Raw genomic sequence first — 18,172 nt, forward strand, 5'->3', positions numbered from 1 at the left:
CGAGGGAGCTGCACAGTCATGGAACTGCACGACGTCTGGTTCGTCCTGATCGCCGTCCTGTGGACCGGCTACTTCTTCCTGGAGGGCTTCGACTTCGGGGTCGGCGTGCTCACCAGGCTGCTCGCCCGCAACCGGCCCGAGAAGCGGGTGCTGATCAACACCATCGGCCCCGTCTGGGACGGCAACGAAGTGTGGCTGCTCACGGCGGGCGGCGCGACCTTCGCCGCCTTCCCCGAGTGGTACGCCACGCTCTTCTCCGGCTTCTACCTGCCCCTGCTGCTCATCCTGGTCTGTCTGATCGTCCGGGGTGTCGCCTTCGAGTACCGCGTGAAGCGGCCCGAGGAGAACTGGCAGCGCAACTGGGAGACGGCGATCTTCTGGGCCTCGCTGCTGCCCGCGTTCCTGTGGGGTGTGGCCTTCGCGAACATCGTCCGCGGCGTGAAGATCGACCAGGACTTCAACTACTCCGGCGGCGTCCTGGACCTGCTCAACCCGTACGCGCTGCTGGGCGGGCTGGTCACGCTGTCGCTGTTCACCTTCCACGGGACGGTGTTCGTCGGGCTCAAGACGGTCGGGGAGATCCGGGAGCGGGCGCGGAAGCTGGCGCTGCGCGTCGGGCTGGTGACCGCCCTGCTGGCCCTCGCCTTCCTGCTGTGGACGCAGACCGACCGGGGTGACGGTTCGTCACTGGTGGCGATGGTCGCGGCCGTGGTGTCGCTCCTCATCGCCCTGGCCGCAGCACGGGCCGGGCGGGAGGGCTGGGCGTTCGCCCTGTCGGGACTCACCATCGTGGCCACCGTGGCGATGCTCTTCCTGACGCTCTTCCCGAACGTCATGCCGTCGACGCTGAACCCGGACTGGAGCCTGACGGTCACCAACGCCTCGTCCAGCCCGTACACATTGAAGATCATGACCTGGTGTGCCGGGATCGCCACACCGGTCGTCCTGCTCTACCAGGGCTGGACGTACTGGGTCTTTCGTAAGCGGATCGGTACGCAGCACATCGCCGAGACCGTGCACTGAGGTGTGTTTCACGTGAAACCAATCGATCCGCGTCTGCTCCGGTACGCCCGTGCCACCCGGTTCTTCCTGGCGGCGGTCGTGGCCCTGGGCACCGTCGGGGCGGCGCTGGTCATCGCGCAGGCGATGCTCATCGCCGAGGTGGTGGTCGGCGCGTTCGAGCACCGCATGGCGGTGTCCGAACTGGGCACTCCCCTGTTGCTGTTGGCCGCTGCCGCCGTCGGCCGGGCGCTGGTCGGCTGGCTCACCGAGCTCGCCGCGCACCGGGCGAGCGCGGCGGTGAAGTCCGAGCTGCGGGGGCGGCTCCTGGAGCGTTCCGCCGAGCTGGGGCCGGGCTGGCTGAGCGGGCAGCGGACCGGTTCGCTGGTCGCCCTGGCCACCCGGGGGGTGGACGCCCTCGACGACTACTTCTCCCGGTACCTGCCGCAGTTGGGTCTCGCGGTGGTCGTGCCGGTGGCGGTGCTGGCGCGGATCGTCACCGAGGACTGGGTCTCCGCGGCCATCATCGTGGGCACCCTCCCGCTCATCCCCGTCTTCATGGTGCTCATCGGCTGGGCGACCCAGTCCCGGATGGACCGTCAGTGGCAGCTGCTGTCGCGGCTGTCCGGGCACTTCCTGGACGTCGTCGCGGGCCTGCCGACCCTGAAGGTCTTCGGCCGGGCCAAGGCGCAGGCCGAGTCGATCCGGCGGATCACCGGCGCGTACCGGCGGGCGACCATGCGGACGCTGCGGATCGCCTTCATCTCCTCCTTCGCCCTGGAACTGCTCGCGACGATCTCGGTGGCGCTGGTCGCCGTGACGATCGGCATGCGGCTGGTGCACGGAGAGATGGACCTGTACATCGGGCTCGTCATCCTGATCCTCGCGCCCGAGGCGTATCTGCCGTTGCGGCAGGTCGGGGCGCAGTACCACGCGGCGGCCGAGGGGCTCGCCGCCGCCGAGGAGATCTTCGAGGTCCTGGAGACGCCCGTGCCGGCGTCCGGTTCCGCGGTCGTGCCGGAGGGTGCGCTGTCCTTCGAGGGTGTGACCGTCCGGTATCCGGGGCGGTCGGCGGACGCCGTCTCGGACGTGACCTTCAGCGTCGCGCCGGGGGAGACGGTCGCGCTGGTCGGGCCGAGCGGCGCCGGCAAGTCGACGCTGCTGAGCGTGCTGCTGGGGTTCGTGCGACCGGACGAGGGCCGGGTGCGGGCCGGGGGAGTCGATCTCGCCGGTGCCGACCTGGAGTCGTGGCGTTCCCGGATCGCGTGGGTACCGCAGCGGCCGCATCTGTACGCCGGGACGATCGCCGAGAACGTACGGCTTGCCCGGCCCGGTGCCGGCGACGACGCCGTACGGCAGGCGCTGCGGGACGCCGGGGCGCTGGAGTTCGTCGAAGCGCTGCCCGAGGGCGTGGACACCCTGCTCGGTGAGGACGGTGCCGGGCTGTCCGCCGGGCAGCGGCAACGGCTCGCGCTGGCCCGGGCGTTCCTCGCCGACCGGCCCGTGCTGCTGCTCGACGAGCCGACAGCGGCGCTGGACGGGGCCACCGAGGCCGAGGTCGTCGCGGCGGTGCGGCGCCTCGCGGCCGGCCGCACGGTGCTGCTGGTGGTGCACCGGCCGGCGTTGCTGGAGGTCGCGGACCGGGTCGTGCGGCTGGCGGAGCCGGAGATCTCCGCCGCCGTGACCGTGGCGTCGGCGGCGGCCCGAGGTGCCGGAACGCGGTCCGTCGAGGACGAGGCGACCGCCCAGGCCGAGCCCGTCGGTCCGCCCGCCCCGGGCGAGGATCTCGGGCAGGCGACTTCGGGCGGCGTCCTCGCCCGTGTCCGTGCCATGTCCGGTGCGCGGCGCGGGCGGCTGGGACTCGCGCTGCTGCTCGGGAGTCTCGCCCTGGGGAGTGCCGTGGGGCTCATGGCCACCTCCGGCTGGCTGATCTCGCGGGCCTCGCAGCAGCCGCCCGTGCTGTATCTGATGATGGCGGTCACCGCGACGCGGGCGTTCGGGATCGGGCGGGCGGTGTTCCGGTACGCCGAGCGGCTGGTGTCGCACGACGCCGTGCTGCGGATGCTGGCGGACACCCGGGTCGCCGTGTTCCGCAGGCTGGAGCGGCTGGCGCCGGCCGGGCTGCGCCGGGTCCGCCGGGGCGACCTGCTCTCCCGGCTGGTCGCGGACGTGGACGCCCTCCAGGACTACTGGCTGCGGTGGCTGCTGCCGGCCGGGGCAGCCGTCGTCGTGTCCGCCGCGTCGGTCGGCTTCACGGCATGGCTGCTGCCCGAGGCCGGTGCGGTGCTCGCGGCCGGGCTCCTGGCGGCGGGGGCCGGCGTGCCACTGATCACCGGCGCGGTGGCACGAAGGGCCGAGCACAGGCTGGCGCCCGCCCGCGGTGTGCTCGCCACGCGGGTGACCGACCTGCTCACCGGCACCGCGGAGCTGACCGTCGCCGGTGCCCTGCCCGCGCGGACCGCCCAGGCCCGCGAGGCCGACCGGGCGCTCACCCGGATCGCCTCACGCGCCGCCACCGCCACGGCCCTCGGCGACGGGCTCACCGCGCTGATCTCCGGTCTGACCGTCACGGCCGCCGCCCTGGCCGGTGCGCAGGCGGCCGCCGCGGGGCGGCTGGACGGCGTGACCATGGCCGTCGTCGTCCTGACCCCGCTCGCCGCCTTCGAGGCCGTGCTCGGGCTGCCGCTCGCCGTGCAGTACCGGCAGCGCGTGCGCCGGAGCGCGGAGCGGGTATACGAGGTGCTGGACGCCCCGGAGCCGGTGAAGGAGCCGGAGCGGCCCCGGCAGGCGCCCGCCACACCGTTCCCGGTCGTGCTCCGAGGGCTCACCGCCCGGTACGCCGGGCAGCAGCGGGACGCGCTCGCCGGGCTCGACCTGACCCTCGACGAGGGCCGCCGCATCGCCGTGGTCGGACCCTCCGGCTCCGGCAAGACCACGCTCGCGCAGGTGCTGCTGCGGTTCCTCGACGCGGAGGCCGGTTCGTACGCGCTGGCGGGCATGGACGCCTGCGCGCTGCACAGTGACGACGTACGGGGGCTCGTCGGACTGTGTGCGCAGGACGCGCATCTCTTCGACAGCTCGCTGCGCGAGAACCTGCTGCTCGCCAGGAAGGACGCCACCGAGGACCAGCTGCGCGCCGCGCTGCGCCGGGCCCGGCTGCTGGACTGGGCCGACAGTCTGCCCGACGGCCTCGACACGCTCGTGGGCGAGCACGGGGCGCGTCTGTCGGGAGGACAGCGGCAGCGTCTGGCGCTGGCGCGGGCGCTCCTGGCCGACTTCCCCGTCCTGGTGCTGGACGAGCCCGCGGAGCACCTCGACCTGCCGACCGCCGACGCGCTCACCGCTGATCTGCTGGCCGCGACCGAGGGCCGGACGACGTTGCTCATCACGCACCGGCTGGCGGGCCTCGAAGCGGTCGACGAGGTGATCGTGCTGGACCGGGGACGGGTGGTCCAGCGCGGCCCCTACGCGGAGCTGCTGGCGATGGACGGCCCGGTGCGGGAGATGGCCGAGCGGGAGGCGGCGGCGGAGTCGGTGGTGGGAGCGCTGTAGCGGCGGGGCGGGTGGTGCGCACTGGGCCGTTCGGCGCAGCCGGTCCCCCAGCCGTACGACATGAACAGGACCGGGCCCGCCGTGCTGGGCGACGATCGCTGACATGCGCTCATATCGCCGCCATCGGCTAGTGGTTCCGGTCCTGCTGTGCGCGCTGGCCGTGCTCGCGGCCCGGCCGACGGCGGCGCCCGGGGAAGCCGGGAGCGGCACCGGAACCGGCGCGGAGGCAGGCCTCAGCGCCGAGGTGGCGCGGCTGTACGAGGAGGCCGCGGTGGCGACACAGCAGTACGAGGCCGGCCGCGAGGAGGCCGGGAGGCAGCGGGCGGAAGCACAGCGGGCGGAGGAACTCCTGGACGCGCAGCGGCGGCACATCGCCGCCCTGCACGAGGGCCTGGGCAGGATCGCCCGGGCCCAGTACCGCACCAGCGGTGGCCTGCCGGTGGCCGCGCACATGATCCTCGCCGACAGCCCCGACGGCCTGATGCGAGGTCAGCACGCGTTCTCGCAGGCGCATCTCGCCGTGAACAACGCGATCTCCAGGAACCAGCGTGCCGAGGCCCGGCTGGCGGCGGACGAGGCCAGGGCCGCGGACCGGTGGCAGGCGCTGGAGAAACGCAACCTCCAACTCGCCGGACTGAAGGCGGATATCGAGCAGAAGCTGGAGACGGCCCGCTCTCGGCTCCAAGGAGAGGCGGACGCCGCGGTCGCGGCCGGGGCGTGCCGCGGAGCCGTCCGGCTCGACCAGCCGGAGACGGGGTTCACCGACGGAGACTGGGTCGCGCCGGTCGAGACGTACGAACTGTCCGCGTCCTACGGCAGCGGCGGTGCGCGGTGGTCCAGCCGGCACACCGGGCAGGACTTCGCGGTGCCGATCGGGACGCCGGTGCGGGCCGTGGGCGCGGGCCGGGTGGTGAAGGTGTCCTGCGGCGGTGCCTTCGGCATGGAGATCGTGCTCGAACACGCGGGCGGCTACTACACGCAGTACGCCCATCTCGCCTCCCTCGCGGTCGACCAGGGGGAGCACGTCAGCCCGGGCCAGTGGATCGGCCAGTCGGGCACCACGGGCAACTCCACCGGGCCGCACCTGCACTTCGAGGCCCGGGTCACTCCGGAGACGGGCTCGGCGGTGAACCCGGTGTCGTGGCTGGCGGCGCGCGGGGTGTCCCTCTGAGACACCCCGGCCCCGGGCGGCTACGGCAGGTCCCTCAGCAACTGCTCGATCACGACCGCCACCCCGTCCTCGTTGTTCGCGACCGTCCGGCCCGAGGCGGCGGCGATCACGTCCGGGTGGGCGTTGCCCATCGCGTACGACCGGCCCGCCCAGGTCAGCATCTCGACGTCGTTCGGCATGTCGCCGAAGGCGACCACCTGCTCGTGCGAGATGCCGCGCTCGGCGCAGCACAGGGCGAGGGTGCTGGCCTTGGACACTCCCGGGCCGCTGATCTCGAGCAGTGCGCTGGGGCTGGACCGGGTGACGTTGGCACGGTCGCCGATGGCGAGGCGGGCCAGGGTCAGGAAGGCGTCGGGGTCGATCTCGGGGTGGTAGGCGAGGATCTTCAGCACCGGCTCCGCGGCGGCCGGGTGGTCCGGGCCCAGCAGTTCCTCGGCCGGGTCGAGGCTGTCCGGTGTCTCCATGTGCAGCTTCGGGTACGCCGGCTCCTGGTAGAAGCCGTACGTCTGCTCCACCGCGTACACGGTGCCCGGCGCCGCGTCGCGCAGCAGCCGTACGGCGTCCAGGGCGTTCTCCCTGGCCAGCTCCCGCACCTTCACGAACCGGTGGGTGCCCGGTCCGCCGTGCAGGTCGACGACGGCGGCGCCGTTGCCGCAGATGGCCAGGCCGTGCCCGTGCACGTGGTCGCTGACGACGTCCATCCAGCGGGCCGGGCGGCCCGTGACGAAGAAGACCTCGATGCCCGCCTCCTCGGCGGCGGCCAGCGCGGCGACCGTACGCGGGGACACCGACTTGTCGTCGCGCAGCAGGGTGCCGTCGAGGTCGGTGGCGATCAGCCGCGGCGGGAGGGTCTCGGCCGCGGTCTCGGGCTGTCGGGTCGCTGAGGTCACCCGGCCATTGTCCCGCACATGCCTGCACGGGCGTGCGGGGCTCCGCACAAGTGAGTGGATACCGCCCTGACGCCGCCCTGACCAGAGGCTCTCCGGCCCGTCCGTCGACGCTCAGCGCAACTGCGCCGGCGCCTCCATCGCGATCTGCTCGAAGATCTTCTCCTCCGCCGCGAACGGCGAGTCGGGGATCGGCCAGTGGATCACGACCTCCGTGAAGCCCAGTTCCGCATGGCGTCCGGCGAAGTCCACGAAGGCGTTCAGGGACTCCAGCGGGCCGTTGCGGTCCGGTGTGAAGCCGGTGAGCAGGACCCGGTCGAGGCCGGTCATGTCCCGGCCGACCTCGGCGCAGATGTCGTCGAGCCTCTCCGCCTGCCCGCGAATGGCCCGAATCGACTGTTCGGGCGTGCCGTTCTCGAACAGTTTGGGGTCGCCGGTGGTCACCCACGCCTGACCGAACCGGGCGGCGAGCCGCATCCCCCGCGGACCGGTGGCCGCCACCGCGAACGGCAGCCGGGGCCGCTGCACACAGCCGGGGATGTTCCGGGCCTCGTGGGCGGAGTAGAAGTCACCCTCGTACGACACGGCGTCCTCGCTGAGCAGCCGGTCGAGCAGCGGGACGAACTCGGCGAAGCGGTCGGCGCGCTCGCGCGGTGTCCAGGGCTCCTGGCCGAGCGCGGTGGCGTCGAAGCCCGAGCCGCCCGCGCCGATGCCCAGGGTGACCCGTCCTCCGGAGATGTCGTCGAGGGAGATCAGCTCCTTGGCGAGCGTCACGGGATGCCGGAAGTTCGGGGAGGTCACCAGGGTGCCCAGCCGCAGCCGGTCGGTGACGCTCGCGGCGGCCGTGAGGGTCGGTACGGCGCCGAACCACGGGCCGTCCCGGAAGGTGCGCCACGACAGGTGGTCGTAGGTGTAGGCGGTGTGGAAGCCGAGCTGCTCCGCGCGCGTCCAGGCCGCGCGGCCGCCTTCGTGCCAGCGGCGGTACGGGAGGATCACGGTGCTCAGGCGCAGAGTCATGAGATCGAGCCTAAGCGAGCCCCGTGGACCACCCGTGTTTCACGTGAAACCAGTCACCCTGAGTGTCTGGTCACACCACCCGATCAGTGCGGTCCGGGAAAGCGCAGGTAGCGCGGCGGTACGGCCCTCGTGAGCCACACCCCGTTGGCGCTGACGTGGAAGACGTGGCCGTCGGCGTGCATGGCGGACGCGTCCACCCCGAGCACGACCGGCCGCCCCCGGCGGGCTCCGACGCGGGTCGCCGTGTCCCGGTCGGGCGAGAGATGCACGGCGTGCCGGTTCATCGGACGGAGTCCCTCGGCCCGGATCGCGTCCAGGGTGCGGGCGACGGTGCCGTGGTAGAGGTGCGCGGGCGGGGTGGCCGGTGCCAGTCCGAGGTCGACGTCCACGCTGTGGCCCTGACTGGCGCGGATCCGGGTGCCCTCGACGGCGAAGCGCCGCTTGTCATTGGTGGCGACGACATGGTCCAGCTCGTCGCGGGTGAACCGGAAGCCGTGCGCAGTGGCTGCGGCGATCAGTGTGTCGATCTCGACCCAGCCGGCCTCGTCGAGCGTGAGCCCGATGCGTTCGGGCTGGTGGCGCAGATGCTTCGCCAGGTACTTCGACACCTTCACGGTGCGTCTTTCGTCCATCCCCCCAGGGTGCGGGAGAGATACGCGTCACGCGATCGAGTTCCATCCCGGAGGTTTGATCCACAGCCAAGTATGGTTATCCACAGGGGAATGCGCGATTCTGTGGACAACTTCCCCTCACCGCAGGGGTTTTGGGCCTCGCTTCACACCGGCGGCTTCAGTCGCGCGATGCCCCGCAGTGCTCCCGGCGCCCACCGTGACACCCAGCGCGCACCCCGCGCCTCCGGTGTCACCGGCACCACAGCCCCGTTGCGCGTCACCGCCCGCAGGATCGCACGGGCCACCTTCTCCGGCGGGTAGTTGCGCAGTCCGTACAGACGGGCGGCTCGCCTCTGCAGCCGTTTCTCCTCCCGGGCGTCGACTCCGGCGAAGTGCGCCGTCGAGGTGATGGCCGTGTTGACGAACCCGGGGCACACCGCCGTCACGCCGATCCCCTGGCCCGCCAGCTCCGCCCGCAGGCATTCACTGAGCATCAGCACGGCCGCTTTGGAGGTGCTGTAAGCGGGCAGCGCCCGGGACGGCTGGTACGCCGCGGCCGAGGCCACGTTGACGATGTGTCCGCCCTGCCCACGCTCGGCCATCCGCCGGCCGAAGAGCCGGCAGCCGTGGATGACGCCCCACAGGTTGACGTCCAGGACCTTCTTCCAGTCCTCCGGCGTGGTGTCGAAGAAGGAACCGGACAGTCCGATCCCGGCGTTGTTCACGAGGACGTCCACCACTCCGTACTCGGTGGTGACCTTCTCGGCGAGCTTCTCCATGGACTGCTCGTCGGAGACGTCGGCCGTCTCCGCCCAGGACTCGGGTGCGCCCAGCAGACGCGCCTTCTCGGCGGTGCCGACCGCCGCCCCGGCATTTCGGTCGACGGCCACCACGCGCGCTCCGGCCTCCGCGAAGGCGAGCGCCGTCGCCCGCCCGATGCCGCTGCCTGCCCCGGTGACCAGCACGAGCTGCCCGCCGAACCGCTCGGCGTGTGCGCCGCTCGCCACCGCCGGGGGCCGTCCGCCCTCGACGGACGTCACGAACTCGTCGATCCAGGAGGCCAGCTGGTCCGGGCGGGTGCGCGGGATCCAGTGCCCCGCCTGGACCGTCCTGCGGGTCAGCTGCGGAACCCACTGATCCAGTTCATCGTGGAGCCGCTCCGAGAGGAACCGGTCCTCCAGGGGCGTGATGACCTGTACGGGCGCGTGGGCGTGCGCGTCCGGGCGGGGGGCGCGCAGCCGGGGCCGGACGTTGTCCCGGTAGAGCCAGGCGCCGTGGGCGGCGTCCGACGGCAGGGACGCGGTGGGGTAGTCGCCCCGGGGCACCTTCTCGACGCGCTCCAGCATCCGCGGCCAGCGCGTGCCGAGCGGGCCGCGCCAGGCGAGCTCGGGCAGCACGGGCGTGTGCAGCAGGTACACGTACCAGGACCGGGCGCCCTGCCCGAGCAGCTGGCCCACCCGGCGCGGGGTGGGCCGCTTCACGCGCCGGCCGATCCAGTGGCCGAAGTGGTCGAGGGACGGCCCGGACATCGAGGTGAAGGAGGCGATGCGGCCCCTGGTGCGCTGCACGGTGGTGAACTCCCAGGCCTGCACCGAGCCCCAGTCGTGCCCCACCAGGTGCACCGGCGCGTCCGGACTCACCGCGTCCACGACGGCCAGGAAGTCGTCCGTCAGCTTCTCCAGGGTGAAACCGCCCCGCAGCGGCCGCGGCGCCGACGACCGGCCGTGGCCGCGGACGTCGTACGCGACCACGTGGAAGCGTCCGGCGAGCCGCCCGGCGACCTCGGACCACACCTCCTTGCTGTCCGGGTAGCCGTGCACCAGGACGACCGTCGGCCGTCCCGGATCACCCATCTCGGCCACGCACAGCTCGACTTCGCCGGTCCGCACCCAGCGCTCCCGCGCGCCCGTCAGCAACGTCATCCGGCGAATCTGGCACTTGTTAGAGAGTTCGTCAATAGAGGCTTCCCGGGCGTGGTGACTCCGGAGGACCGGCTCCCCTAGGGGCCCGTAATACTCAGGGCTGATCCCGATACAGCTCTGCGGAGTGACGACCGCCACGCGCACGGCCCCTACCTTCGAAGGGTGACTGTGATCGTGACCGAAAGCCTGAGCAAGCGGTTCCCCCGGGTGACCGCGCTTGACCGGCTCTCCGTGGACGTCGGACCCGGTGTGACCGGACTCGTCGGAGCCAACGGAGCCGGCAAGTCCACACTGATCAAGATCCTGCTGGGTCTGTCCCCCGCCACCGAGGGCCGCGCCGAAGTGCTCGGTCTCGACGTCGCCACCAAGGGCGCCGCCATCCGTGAGCGGGTCGGCTACATGCCCGAGCACGACTGCCTGCCGCCGGACGTCTCGGCCACCGAGTTCGTCGTCCACATGGCGCGCATGTCCGGCCTGCCGCCCACCGCCGCCCGCGAGCGCACCGCGGACACCCTGCGCCACGTCGGCCTGTACGAGGAGCGCTACCGCCCCATCGGCGGCTACTCGACCGGCATGAAACAGCGCGTCAAGCTGGCGCAGGCCCTCGTCCACGACCCGCAGCTGGTCTTCCTCGACGAGCCGACCAACGGCCTCGACCCGGTCGGCCGTGACGAGATGCTCGGCCTGATCCGTCGCATCCACACCGACTTCGGCATCTCGGTCCTGGTCACCTCCCACCTCCTGGGCGAACTGGAGCGCACCTGCGATCACGTCGTCGTCGTCGACGGCGGCAAGCTCCTGCGCTCCAGCTCCACCACGGACTTCACGCAGACCACCACGACCCTCGCGATCGAGGTCACCGACACCGACGAGCACCCGGACGGCACCCGCGCGGTCCGCGAGGCGCTGCACGCGCGCGGAGTGACCGTCGAGGACGGCAGCGGCCTGCCGGGCGCCGGTCACGTCCTGCTGCTCACCGCGCAGGGCGAGGACACGTTCGACCTGGTGCGGGACGTGATCGCGGACCTCGGACTCGGCCTGGTGCGCATGGAGCAGCGCCGGCACCACATCTCCGAGGTCTTCACCGGCAGCGACGAGCGCGAGCAGCGGAAGGAGGCGGTCGGCCATGGCGGTTGAGCACTCCACGGGGACACCCGCCCCGGCACCGGGCGACCAGACCCGCATCCACAACATCGGCTACCGCAACTACGACGGCCCGCGCCTCGGCCGCGCCTACGCCCGCCGCTCCCTGTACTCGCAGTCCCTGCGCGGCTCCTACGGCCTCGGCCGCTCGGTGAAGTCCAAGGTGCTGCCGATGCTGCTCTTCGTGGTGATGTGCGTGCCCGCGGCCATCATGGTCGCCGTCACGGTCGTCACCAAGGCCAACGCCCTGCCCGTGGACTACACGCGCTACGCCGTCATCATGCAGGCGGTCATCAGCCTGTACGTCGCCTCCCAGGCACCCCAGTCCGTCTCGCGGGACCTGCGCTTCAAGACCGTTCCGCTGTACTTCTCGCGGCCCATCGAGACCGCCGACTACGTCCGCGCCAAGTTCGCCGCGCTGGCCTCGGCGCTGTTCGTCCTCACGGCCGCTCCCCTGCTCGTCCTCTACGCGGGCGCGCTGCTGACCAAGCTGGACTTCGCCGCCCAGACCAAGGGATTCGCACAGGGACTGGTCTCCGTGGCACTGCTCTCCCTGCTCTTCGCCGGAATCGGCCTGGTCATCGCGTCCTTCACCCCGCGCCGCGGCTTCGGCATCGCGGCCGTGATCGCCGTACTGACCATCACCTACGGCGCGGTCTCCACCCTCCAGGCCATCGCCGACGCCCAGGGCAGCGGCGACGCCGTGCCGTGGATCGGGCTGTTCTCGCCGATCACGATCGTCGACGGTGTGCACTCCGCGTTCCTGGGCGCGACGTCCGCCTCCCCCAGCGGGGTGGGCCCGAGCACCGCCGAGGGTGTCGTCTACGTCTTCGTCGCCCTGGGCCTCATCGCGGCGAGCTACGGCCTCCTGATGCGCCGCTACAAGAAGGTGGGACTGTGACCACGCTCAACATCGACCACGTCTCCCGCTGGTTCGGCAACGTGGTCGCCGTCAACGACATCACCATGACCATCGGCCCCGGCGTCACCGGCCTGCTCGGCCCCAACGGCGCCGGGAAGTCCACCCTCATCAACATGATGGGCGGCTTCCTGGCCCCCTCCACCGGCACGGTCACCCTCGACGGCCAGGCCGTATGGCGCAACGAGCAGATCTACCGGCACATCGGCGTCGTCCCCGAGCGGGAGGCGATGTACGACTTCCTCACCGGCAAGGAGTTCGTCCTGGCCAACGCCGAGCTGCACGGGCTCGGTGCCAAGGCGGCCCAGAAGGCACTCGCCACGGTCGAGATGGAGTACGCCCAGGACCGCAAGATCCAGACGTACTCCAAGGGCATGCGCCAGCGCGTGAAGATGGCCAGCGCGCTCGTCCACGAGCCCTCCCTGCTCCTGCTGGACGAGCCGTTCAACGGCATGGACCCGCGCCAGCGCATGCAGCTGATGGACCTGCTGCGCCGCATGGGCGACGAGGGCCGCACGGTCCTGTTCTCGTCCCACATCCTCGAAGAGGTCGAGCAACTCGCCTGGCACATCGAGGTCGTCGTCGCCGGCCGGCACGCCGCCAGCGGGGACTTCCGCAAGATCCGCCGCCTGATGACCGACCGGCCGCACCGCTACCTGGTGCGCTCCAGCGACGACCGCACCCTCGCGGCCGCGCTGATCGCCGACCCGTCGACATCCGGCATCGAGGTCGACGTCACCGAGGGCGCGCTGCGCATCCAGGCTGTCGACTTCGGCCGCTTCACGGCCCTTCTGCCGAAGGTCGCCAGGGACCACGGCATCCGGCTGCTCACGGTCTCGCCGTCCGACGAGTCCCTCGAGTCCGTGTTCTCGTACCTGGTCGCGGCGTAGGAGGCCCTGATGTACGACCCCACAGTCGCCCGGCTCACCTACCGGGCCCTGCTCGGCCGGCGCCGGGCCCTCATCCTGGGCGCTCTGCCCCTGCTGCTGATCGTGATCGCCGTAGCGGTGCGCGGCCTGGCCGGGGCGGACGACCAGACGGCGTCCGACCTGCTGGGCGGACTCGCCCTCGCCACGATGGTGCCGATCATCGGCGTCATCGCCGGAACCGGCGCGATCGGCCCGGAGATCGACGACGGCTCGGTGGTGTACCTGCTGTCCAAGCCGATCAAGCGGCCGACCATCATCTTCACCAAGCTGATCGTCGCGATCGCGGTGACCATGGTGTTCTCCGCCGTGCCGACGCTCATCGCCGGCTTCATCCTGAACGGCAACGGCCAGCAGGTCGCCGTCGCCTACACGGTGGCCGCCCTGGTCGCCTCGATCGCCTACGCGGCCCTTTTCCTGCTGCTCGGCACGGTCTCCCGGCACGCGGTGGTGTTCGGGCTGGTCTACGCCCTGGTCTGGGAGGCCCTGTTCGGCTCCCTGGTGCCGGGCGCGCGCACGCTGAGCGTCCAGCAGTGGTCGCTGGCGGTGGCTCAGAAGGTGTCCGGCGGGGACCTGGTCTCCTCGGACGTGGGACTCACCGCGGCGACGGTGCTGCTGGTGGCCGTCACGGTGCTGGCCACCTGGTTCGCCGGACAGAAGCTGCGCTCCCTGACGCTCGCCGGCGAGGAGTGACGTGCCCCGGCCTTGACGGGGGCTTCATCTCCGTCCGGGCACACTGGTCGAACGGGATGTAGGGGAAGCACCACGGGAGTTGGACGGCTGGGAGGCGGGGATGGCGGGCGAGAGGGCTCAGTACGACGACGGCGGGCAGCCGGGTTCCGGACCTGGTGACAGCGCCCGGGACGACCTCGACGGCGTCGTACTGGACGAGGACTTCATACGCTCCGCCGAAGCCTCCGAGCCGTCCGCCCGAGCGCGGATGCTCGCGGCGAAGTGGCGCCGCGAGGCACCTGAGTCGCAGCCCTGGCGGTCCGACGAGCCGCCCGCGGGCTGGTTCTTCAGCAAGTCCCGGCGGCGCAGACGGCGCAGGAAGTAGCCGGACCGCCACCACGGACCGACCGCCGATTTAATCGGTGGCGCCCCATTCGCCCGGCGGGCAGAGTGGATGTCGTCACGGCCGGGCGAGAAGCCCGGCGCCACGTTCTGGGAGAGGAGCGGGACGATGTCCATGCACGGCAGTACGTCCAGCTCCCTTCAGGGCAGCCCGCGGCGGGATCCGGAGTAGTCACCACCCCTCCGTAGAACCCGCCCCCCACGGGGAGCTGCCCGGGGCGGCCGCTTCGAGCACGCGAATCGCACTTCGCGTGAGGCCGCCCACCCGGAGGATTGGCCGAGTGGTAAGGCACTGGCTTGCTAAGCCATGGTCGGGTCGAAAGGCCCGCGCACGTTCGATCCGTGCATCCTCCGCCGCGCACACGCTACGAAGGCTCAGCCCAGCAACCGCTCCAGTACCACCGCGATGCCGTCCTCGTCGTGGGAGGACGTCACCTCGTCGGCCACCGCCTTCAGTTCCTCATGGGCGTCCGCCATGGCGACGCCGTAGGAGGCCCAGGCGAACATCGGTATGTCGTTGGGCATGTCGCCGAAGGCGATCGTGTCGGCCGCCTTCATCCCGAGCCGACGGGCCGCCAGGGACAGGCCCGTCGCCTTGGACAGACCCAGGGGGAGCAGCTCGACGATGCCGGCGCCGGCCATCGTGACGGTGACGAACCCGCCGGCGGTGCGCGTCGCCACCTCGCACAGCTCGTCGTCCGTCAGCGTCGGGTGCTGGATGTACAGCTTGTTCAGGGGCGCGGTCCACAGGTCGGACGCGTCCGTGAAGGGCGTGGCGGGCAGGGTGCCCTGGACGGCGTAGCCCGGGCCCACCAGTACCTCGCCCTCCAGGCCGTCGCGGCTCGCCGCCAGGTGGAGCGGGCCGACCTCCGCCTCGATCTTGGCCAGCGCCACCCCGGCCAGCTGCCGGTCCAGCGTCACCGACGTCAGCAGGCGGTGCGCGCCGGCGTCGTAGACCTGCGCGCCCTGGCCGCAGACGGCCAGGCCCTGGTAGCCGAGGTCGTCGAGGATGTGCCGGGTCCAGGGGACGGCGCGGCCGGTGACGACGATGTGCGCTGCGCCCGCCGCCGTGGCGGCGGCGAGCGCGTCACGGGTGCGCTGCGACACCGTGTCGTCGGAGCGCAGCAGCGTCCCGTCGAGGTCGGTGGCGACGAGCCGGTACGGGAAGCCTCCCGCGGAAGCCGTGTCGCTCACTTGGCCACCGGCTCCAGGACCTCCCGGCCGCCCAGGTACGGACGCAGCACCTCGGGCACGCGCACCGAACCGTCGGCCTGCTGGTGGTTCTCCAGGATCGCCACGATCGTGCGCGGGACGGCGCACAGCGTGCCGTTGAGCGTGGCCAGCGGGCGGACCTGCTTGCCCTCACGGACGCGGATCGACAGACGGCGGGACTGGAACTCGGTGCAGTCCGACGTCGAGGTCAGCTCGCGGTACTTGCCCTGGGTCGGGATCCACGCCTCGCAGTCGAACTTGCGGGAGGCCGAGGCACCGAGGTCGGCGCTCGCCACGTCGATCACGCGGTACGGCAGCTCCAGCGAGGTGAGCCACTGCTTCTCCCACTCCAGCAGGCGCTGGTGCTCGGCCTGCGAGTCCTCGGGAGCGACGTAGGAGAACATCTCGACCTTGTCGAACTGGTGCACGCGGAAGATGCCCCGGGTGTCCTTGCCGTGCGAGCCGGCCTCGCGGCGGAAGCAGGGCGAGAAGCCCGCGTAGCGCAGGGGCAGCCGGTCGGCGTCGAGGATCTCGTCCATGTGGTACGCGGCGAGCGGCACCTCGGACGTGCCGACCAGGTACAGATCGTCGTCGGCGAGGTGGTAGACGTCCTGGGCCGCCTGGCCGAGGAAGCCCGTGCCCGCCATGGACTGGGGGCGGACCAGCGCCGGGGTCAGCATCGGGGTGAAGCCGGCCGCGGTGGCCTGCGCCATCGCCGCGTTCACCAGGGCCAGCTCCAGGAGTGCGCCCACGCCGGTCAGGAAGTAGAAGCGCGAGCCGGAGACCTTGGCGCCCCGCTCCACGTCGATCGCGCCGAGGATCTGGCCGAGCGCCAGGTGGTCCTTGGGCTCGAAGCCCTCGGCGGCGAAGTCGCGGATCGTGCCGTGCTTCTCGAGGGTGACGAAGTCCTCCTCGCCGCCCACGGGAACGTCCGGGTGGACGAGGTTGCCGAGCTTCTGGAGCAGCTCCTGGGTCTCGCTCGCGGCGGCGTCGCGCTCGGCGTCGGCCGCCTTGACGTCGGCGGCGAGCTGGCCCGCCTTCTTCAGCAGCTCGGACTTCTCGTCACCGGCCGCCTTGGGGATGAGCTTGCCGAGCGCCTTCTGCTCGGCGCGCAGCTCGTCGAAGCGGACGCCGGACGACCTGCGCCGCTCGTCGGCAGACAGGAGGGCGTCGACGAGGGCGACGTCCTCTCCACGGGCGCGCTGCGAAGCGCGCACACGGTCGGGGTCCTCACGGAGCAGGCGAAGGTCAATCACGCGCCCAAGGCTACCGGTGTGGGGTGACCGCCCACGACTCACTATCGCGGGCGTGGCATACGTACCGTTATGGGCGAATTACGTGCAGTGTCAATAAAAAGGTCCCCCGTCCCCGGTGTGAGGCATCCGCGGGGCGTCGCATTGACGCGAATCCCTTGTGCGCAGCGGGACTTGGGTTTGAGTTGTCCACAGGGATCCATGCCCCAGCAGAGTTATCCACAGGCTGTGTGGAAGATCTGTGGACTTCGGAATTGATCACTCCGAAAGGCCCGGTCACCCTTCAGAATCCCCTTCGTAAACCCGCTTTACCCTCACTTTCGAGTGGAAATGGGTCACCCTTAAGAGTTACGCAAGGGGAAACGGTGGACGAAGGATGACCTGCCCCCTGATGGCCGCATCAAGGGCCTGTAGGGCGATTTGTCGACTGACTCACGCTTCGTTGTCGACTTGTCCCCAGGTCGAGAAGCGGACCTGTGGAAAACTTCTGTGGATAACGACAATCAGCAGGTACGACCGCCTAGAAGCGGCCGTCCTGGCATCGCGCGACCCAGTCCGCCGCCGCCATGAACTCATCGTCGGAGGTCCCCAGGCGCGGCGGCTGAACATCTCCCGGACGCACGTCCGCGCGCGGGTAGGAGCCCAGATAGCGCACCTGGAGGCAGATCCGCTTCAGGCCCATCAGGGCGTCGGCCACCCGGCGGTCGGAAATGTGGCCCTCGGCGTCGATGCAGAAGCAGTAGTTCCCGATGCCCGCGCCGGTGGGCCGGGACTGGAGCAGCATCAGGTTGATGCCACGGGTGGCGAACTCGCCCAGCAGGTCGCGCAGACCGCCGGGGTGGTCGTCGCGCTGCCACAGCACGATCGAGGTCTTGTCCGCGCCGGTCGGTGCCGCGGGCCGGGCGGGCCGGCCGACCAGCACGAACCGCGTCTGGGCGTTCTCCGCGTCGTGGATCCCGGTCTCCAGGGCCTCCAGGCCGTAGCGGGCCGCGGCGAACTCACCCGCGAAGGCGGCGTCGTACTGGCCCTCCTGGACCAGGCGGGCGGCGTCCGCGTTCGAGGCGGCCGACTCCCAGTGCGCGTCCGGCAGGTGCTTCCTCAGCCAGTTGCGCACCTGTGGCTGCGCCGCCGGGTGGGCGGAGACGGTCTTGATGTCCGACAGCTTCGTGCCGGGCCTCACCAGCAGCGCGAAGGTGATCGACAGCAGCACCTCGCGGTAGATCATCAGCGGGGCACCGGCGACCAGTTCGTCCAGGGTGGTGGTGATGCCGCCCTCGACGGAGTTCTCGATCGGCACGAACGCGGCCTCGGCCTCGCCTGCGCGTACCGCGTCGAGTGCGGACTGGACGGACACGTACGGGACGAGTTCCCGGGTGGCGGCCTCGGGAAGCGTGCGCAGGGCGACTTCGGTGAAGGTGCCCTCGGGGCCGAGATACGCATAGCTCGCTGGCATGACCTCACCCTAATGGGCTTGCGGAAGCGGTAT

Annotated in this window: 15 protein-coding genes and 1 tRNA gene; 9 read left to right on the top strand and 7 right to left on the bottom strand. The window is 71.4% G+C overall.

The window, feature by feature from the left end; all coding sequences use genetic code 11:
* The first annotated feature begins 18 nt into the window (after positions 1–18).
* The 3 genes from cydB to GTY56_RS10555 all read left to right on the top strand — a co-directional run bounded on the left by cydB (position 19) and on the right by GTY56_RS10555 (position 5,722).
* On the top strand, positions 19–1,023 hold the full coding sequence (gene cydB, locus GTY56_RS10545) for a cytochrome d ubiquinol oxidase subunit II (protein ID WP_161364725.1): 1,005 nt from the start codon (positions 19–21) through the stop codon (positions 1,021–1,023).
* Positions 1,024–1,035: 12 nt separating this feature from the next.
* Positions 1,036–4,551 (top strand): thiol reductant ABC exporter subunit CydD, encoded by a 3,516-nt coding sequence (cydD, locus tag GTY56_RS10550; protein WP_161364727.1) that lies wholly within the window; start codon positions 1,036–1,038, stop codon positions 4,549–4,551.
* 103 nt (positions 4,552–4,654) lie between these two features.
* Positions 4,655–5,722, top strand: a complete 1,068-nt coding sequence (locus tag GTY56_RS10555) for a M23 family metallopeptidase (RefSeq protein WP_161364729.1) — start codon at positions 4,655–4,657, stop codon at positions 5,720–5,722.
* A gap of 20 nt (positions 5,723–5,742) precedes the next feature.
* Here the strand turns inward: GTY56_RS10555 and GTY56_RS10560 are convergent, their stop codons facing one another.
* From GTY56_RS10560 to GTY56_RS10575, 4 genes are all read right to left on the bottom strand, one after another.
* A complete protein-coding gene (locus GTY56_RS10560; RefSeq protein ID WP_161364731.1) occupies positions 5,743–6,612 on the bottom strand; it encodes a Cof-type HAD-IIB family hydrolase in 870 nt (289 codons plus the stop codon).
* Between the two features lie 111 nt (positions 6,613–6,723).
* Positions 6,724–7,626, bottom strand: a complete 903-nt coding sequence (locus GTY56_RS10565; RefSeq protein ID WP_161364733.1) for an LLM class flavin-dependent oxidoreductase — start codon at positions 7,624–7,626, stop codon at positions 6,724–6,726.
* Positions 7,627–7,709: 83 nt separating this feature from the next.
* Positions 7,710–8,258, bottom strand: coding sequence for an RNA 2'-phosphotransferase (locus GTY56_RS10570; RefSeq protein ID WP_161364735.1), 549 nt, complete (start codon positions 8,256–8,258; stop codon positions 7,710–7,712).
* Between the two features lie 143 nt (positions 8,259–8,401).
* Positions 8,402–10,159, bottom strand: coding sequence for an SDR family oxidoreductase (locus GTY56_RS10575; protein WP_161364737.1), 1,758 nt, complete (start codon positions 10,157–10,159; stop codon positions 8,402–8,404).
* Between the two features lie 168 nt (positions 10,160–10,327).
* Here GTY56_RS10575 and GTY56_RS10580 point away from each other — a divergent pair, with 168 nt between their 5' ends.
* The 6 genes from GTY56_RS10580 (at position 10,328) to GTY56_RS10605 (ending at position 14,575) form a co-directional block, all read left to right on the top strand.
* Positions 10,328–11,296 carry an ATP-binding cassette domain-containing protein gene (locus GTY56_RS10580; RefSeq protein WP_161364804.1) on the top strand — a complete coding sequence of 323 codons (969 nt, stop codon included), beginning with the start codon at positions 10,328–10,330 and terminating at the stop codon, positions 11,294–11,296.
* Complete coding sequence (locus tag GTY56_RS10585) at positions 11,286–12,203, top strand: ABC transporter permease (RefSeq protein ID WP_161364739.1); 918 nt, start codon at positions 11,286–11,288, stop codon at positions 12,201–12,203. The genes GTY56_RS10580 and GTY56_RS10585 overlap by 11 nt, the downstream gene beginning before the upstream one ends.
* On the top strand, positions 12,200–13,111 hold the full coding sequence (locus GTY56_RS10590; RefSeq protein WP_161364741.1) for an ATP-binding cassette domain-containing protein: 912 nt from the start codon (positions 12,200–12,202) through the stop codon (positions 13,109–13,111). The genes GTY56_RS10585 and GTY56_RS10590 overlap by 4 nt, the downstream gene beginning before the upstream one ends.
* Positions 13,112–13,120: 9 nt before the next feature.
* On the top strand, positions 13,121–13,840 hold the full coding sequence (locus tag GTY56_RS10595) for an ABC transporter permease subunit (protein WP_161364743.1): 720 nt from the start codon (positions 13,121–13,123) through the stop codon (positions 13,838–13,840).
* Between the two features lie 100 nt (positions 13,841–13,940).
* Positions 13,941–14,204, top strand: a complete 264-nt coding sequence (locus GTY56_RS10600; protein WP_161364745.1) for an SGM_3592 family protein — start codon at positions 13,941–13,943, stop codon at positions 14,202–14,204.
* Positions 14,205–14,488: 284 nt separating this feature from the next.
* Positions 14,489–14,575, top strand: a tRNA-Ser gene (locus tag GTY56_RS10605).
* Positions 14,576–14,596: 21 nt separating this feature from the next.
* On the opposite strand, the gene GTY56_RS10610 is transcribed toward GTY56_RS10605, so the two are convergent.
* From GTY56_RS10610 to pheA, 3 genes are all read right to left on the bottom strand, one after another.
* On the bottom strand, positions 14,597–15,415 hold the full coding sequence (locus GTY56_RS10610; protein ID WP_161364747.1) for an HAD-IIB family hydrolase: 819 nt from the start codon (positions 15,413–15,415) through the stop codon (positions 14,597–14,599).
* Entirely contained in the window at positions 15,412–16,689 is a 1,278-nt protein-coding gene (gene serS, locus GTY56_RS10615; protein WP_161364749.1) for a serine--tRNA ligase, read from the bottom strand. The genes GTY56_RS10610 and serS overlap by 4 nt, the downstream gene beginning before the upstream one ends.
* Positions 16,690–17,206: 517 nt before the next feature.
* Positions 17,207–18,139 (bottom strand): prephenate dehydratase, encoded by a 933-nt coding sequence (gene pheA, locus GTY56_RS10620; protein WP_161364751.1) that lies wholly within the window; start codon positions 18,137–18,139, stop codon positions 17,207–17,209.
* Positions 18,140–18,172 lie beyond the last annotated feature (33 nt).

This window comes from Streptomyces sp. SID5643, assembly GCF_009872555.1.
Classification (GTDB): Bacteria; Actinomycetota; Actinomycetes; order Streptomycetales; family Streptomycetaceae; genus Streptomyces; species Streptomyces iakyrus.

What these genes read in the sequence shown, in the direction of transcription:
- GTY56_RS10575 (WP_161364737.1), bottom strand. Translation starts at nt 10,159, where the DNA reads ATGACGTTGCTGACGGGCGCGCGGGAGCGCTGGGTGCGGACCGGCGAA.
- cydB (WP_161364725.1), top strand. Translation starts at nt 19, where the DNA reads ATGGAACTGCACGACGTCTGGTTCGTCCTGATCGCCGTCCTGTGGACC.
- GTY56_RS10595 (WP_161364743.1), top strand. Translation starts at nt 13,121, where the DNA reads ATGTACGACCCCACAGTCGCCCGGCTCACCTACCGGGCCCTGCTCGGC.
- GTY56_RS10570 (WP_161364735.1), bottom strand. Translation starts at nt 8,258, where the DNA reads ATGGACGAAAGACGCACCGTGAAGGTGTCGAAGTACCTGGCGAAGCAT.
- pheA (WP_161364751.1), bottom strand. Translation starts at nt 18,139, where the DNA reads ATGCCAGCGAGCTATGCGTATCTCGGCCCCGAGGGCACCTTCACCGAA.
- GTY56_RS10600 (WP_161364745.1), top strand. Translation starts at nt 13,941, where the DNA reads ATGGCGGGCGAGAGGGCTCAGTACGACGACGGCGGGCAGCCGGGTTCC.
- GTY56_RS10565 (WP_161364733.1), bottom strand. Translation starts at nt 7,626, where the DNA reads ATGACTCTGCGCCTGAGCACCGTGATCCTCCCGTACCGCCGCTGGCAC.
- GTY56_RS10555 (WP_161364729.1), top strand. Translation starts at nt 4,655, where the DNA reads ATGCGCTCATATCGCCGCCATCGGCTAGTGGTTCCGGTCCTGCTGTGC.
- GTY56_RS10585 (WP_161364739.1), top strand. Translation starts at nt 11,286, where the DNA reads ATGGCGGTTGAGCACTCCACGGGGACACCCGCCCCGGCACCGGGCGAC.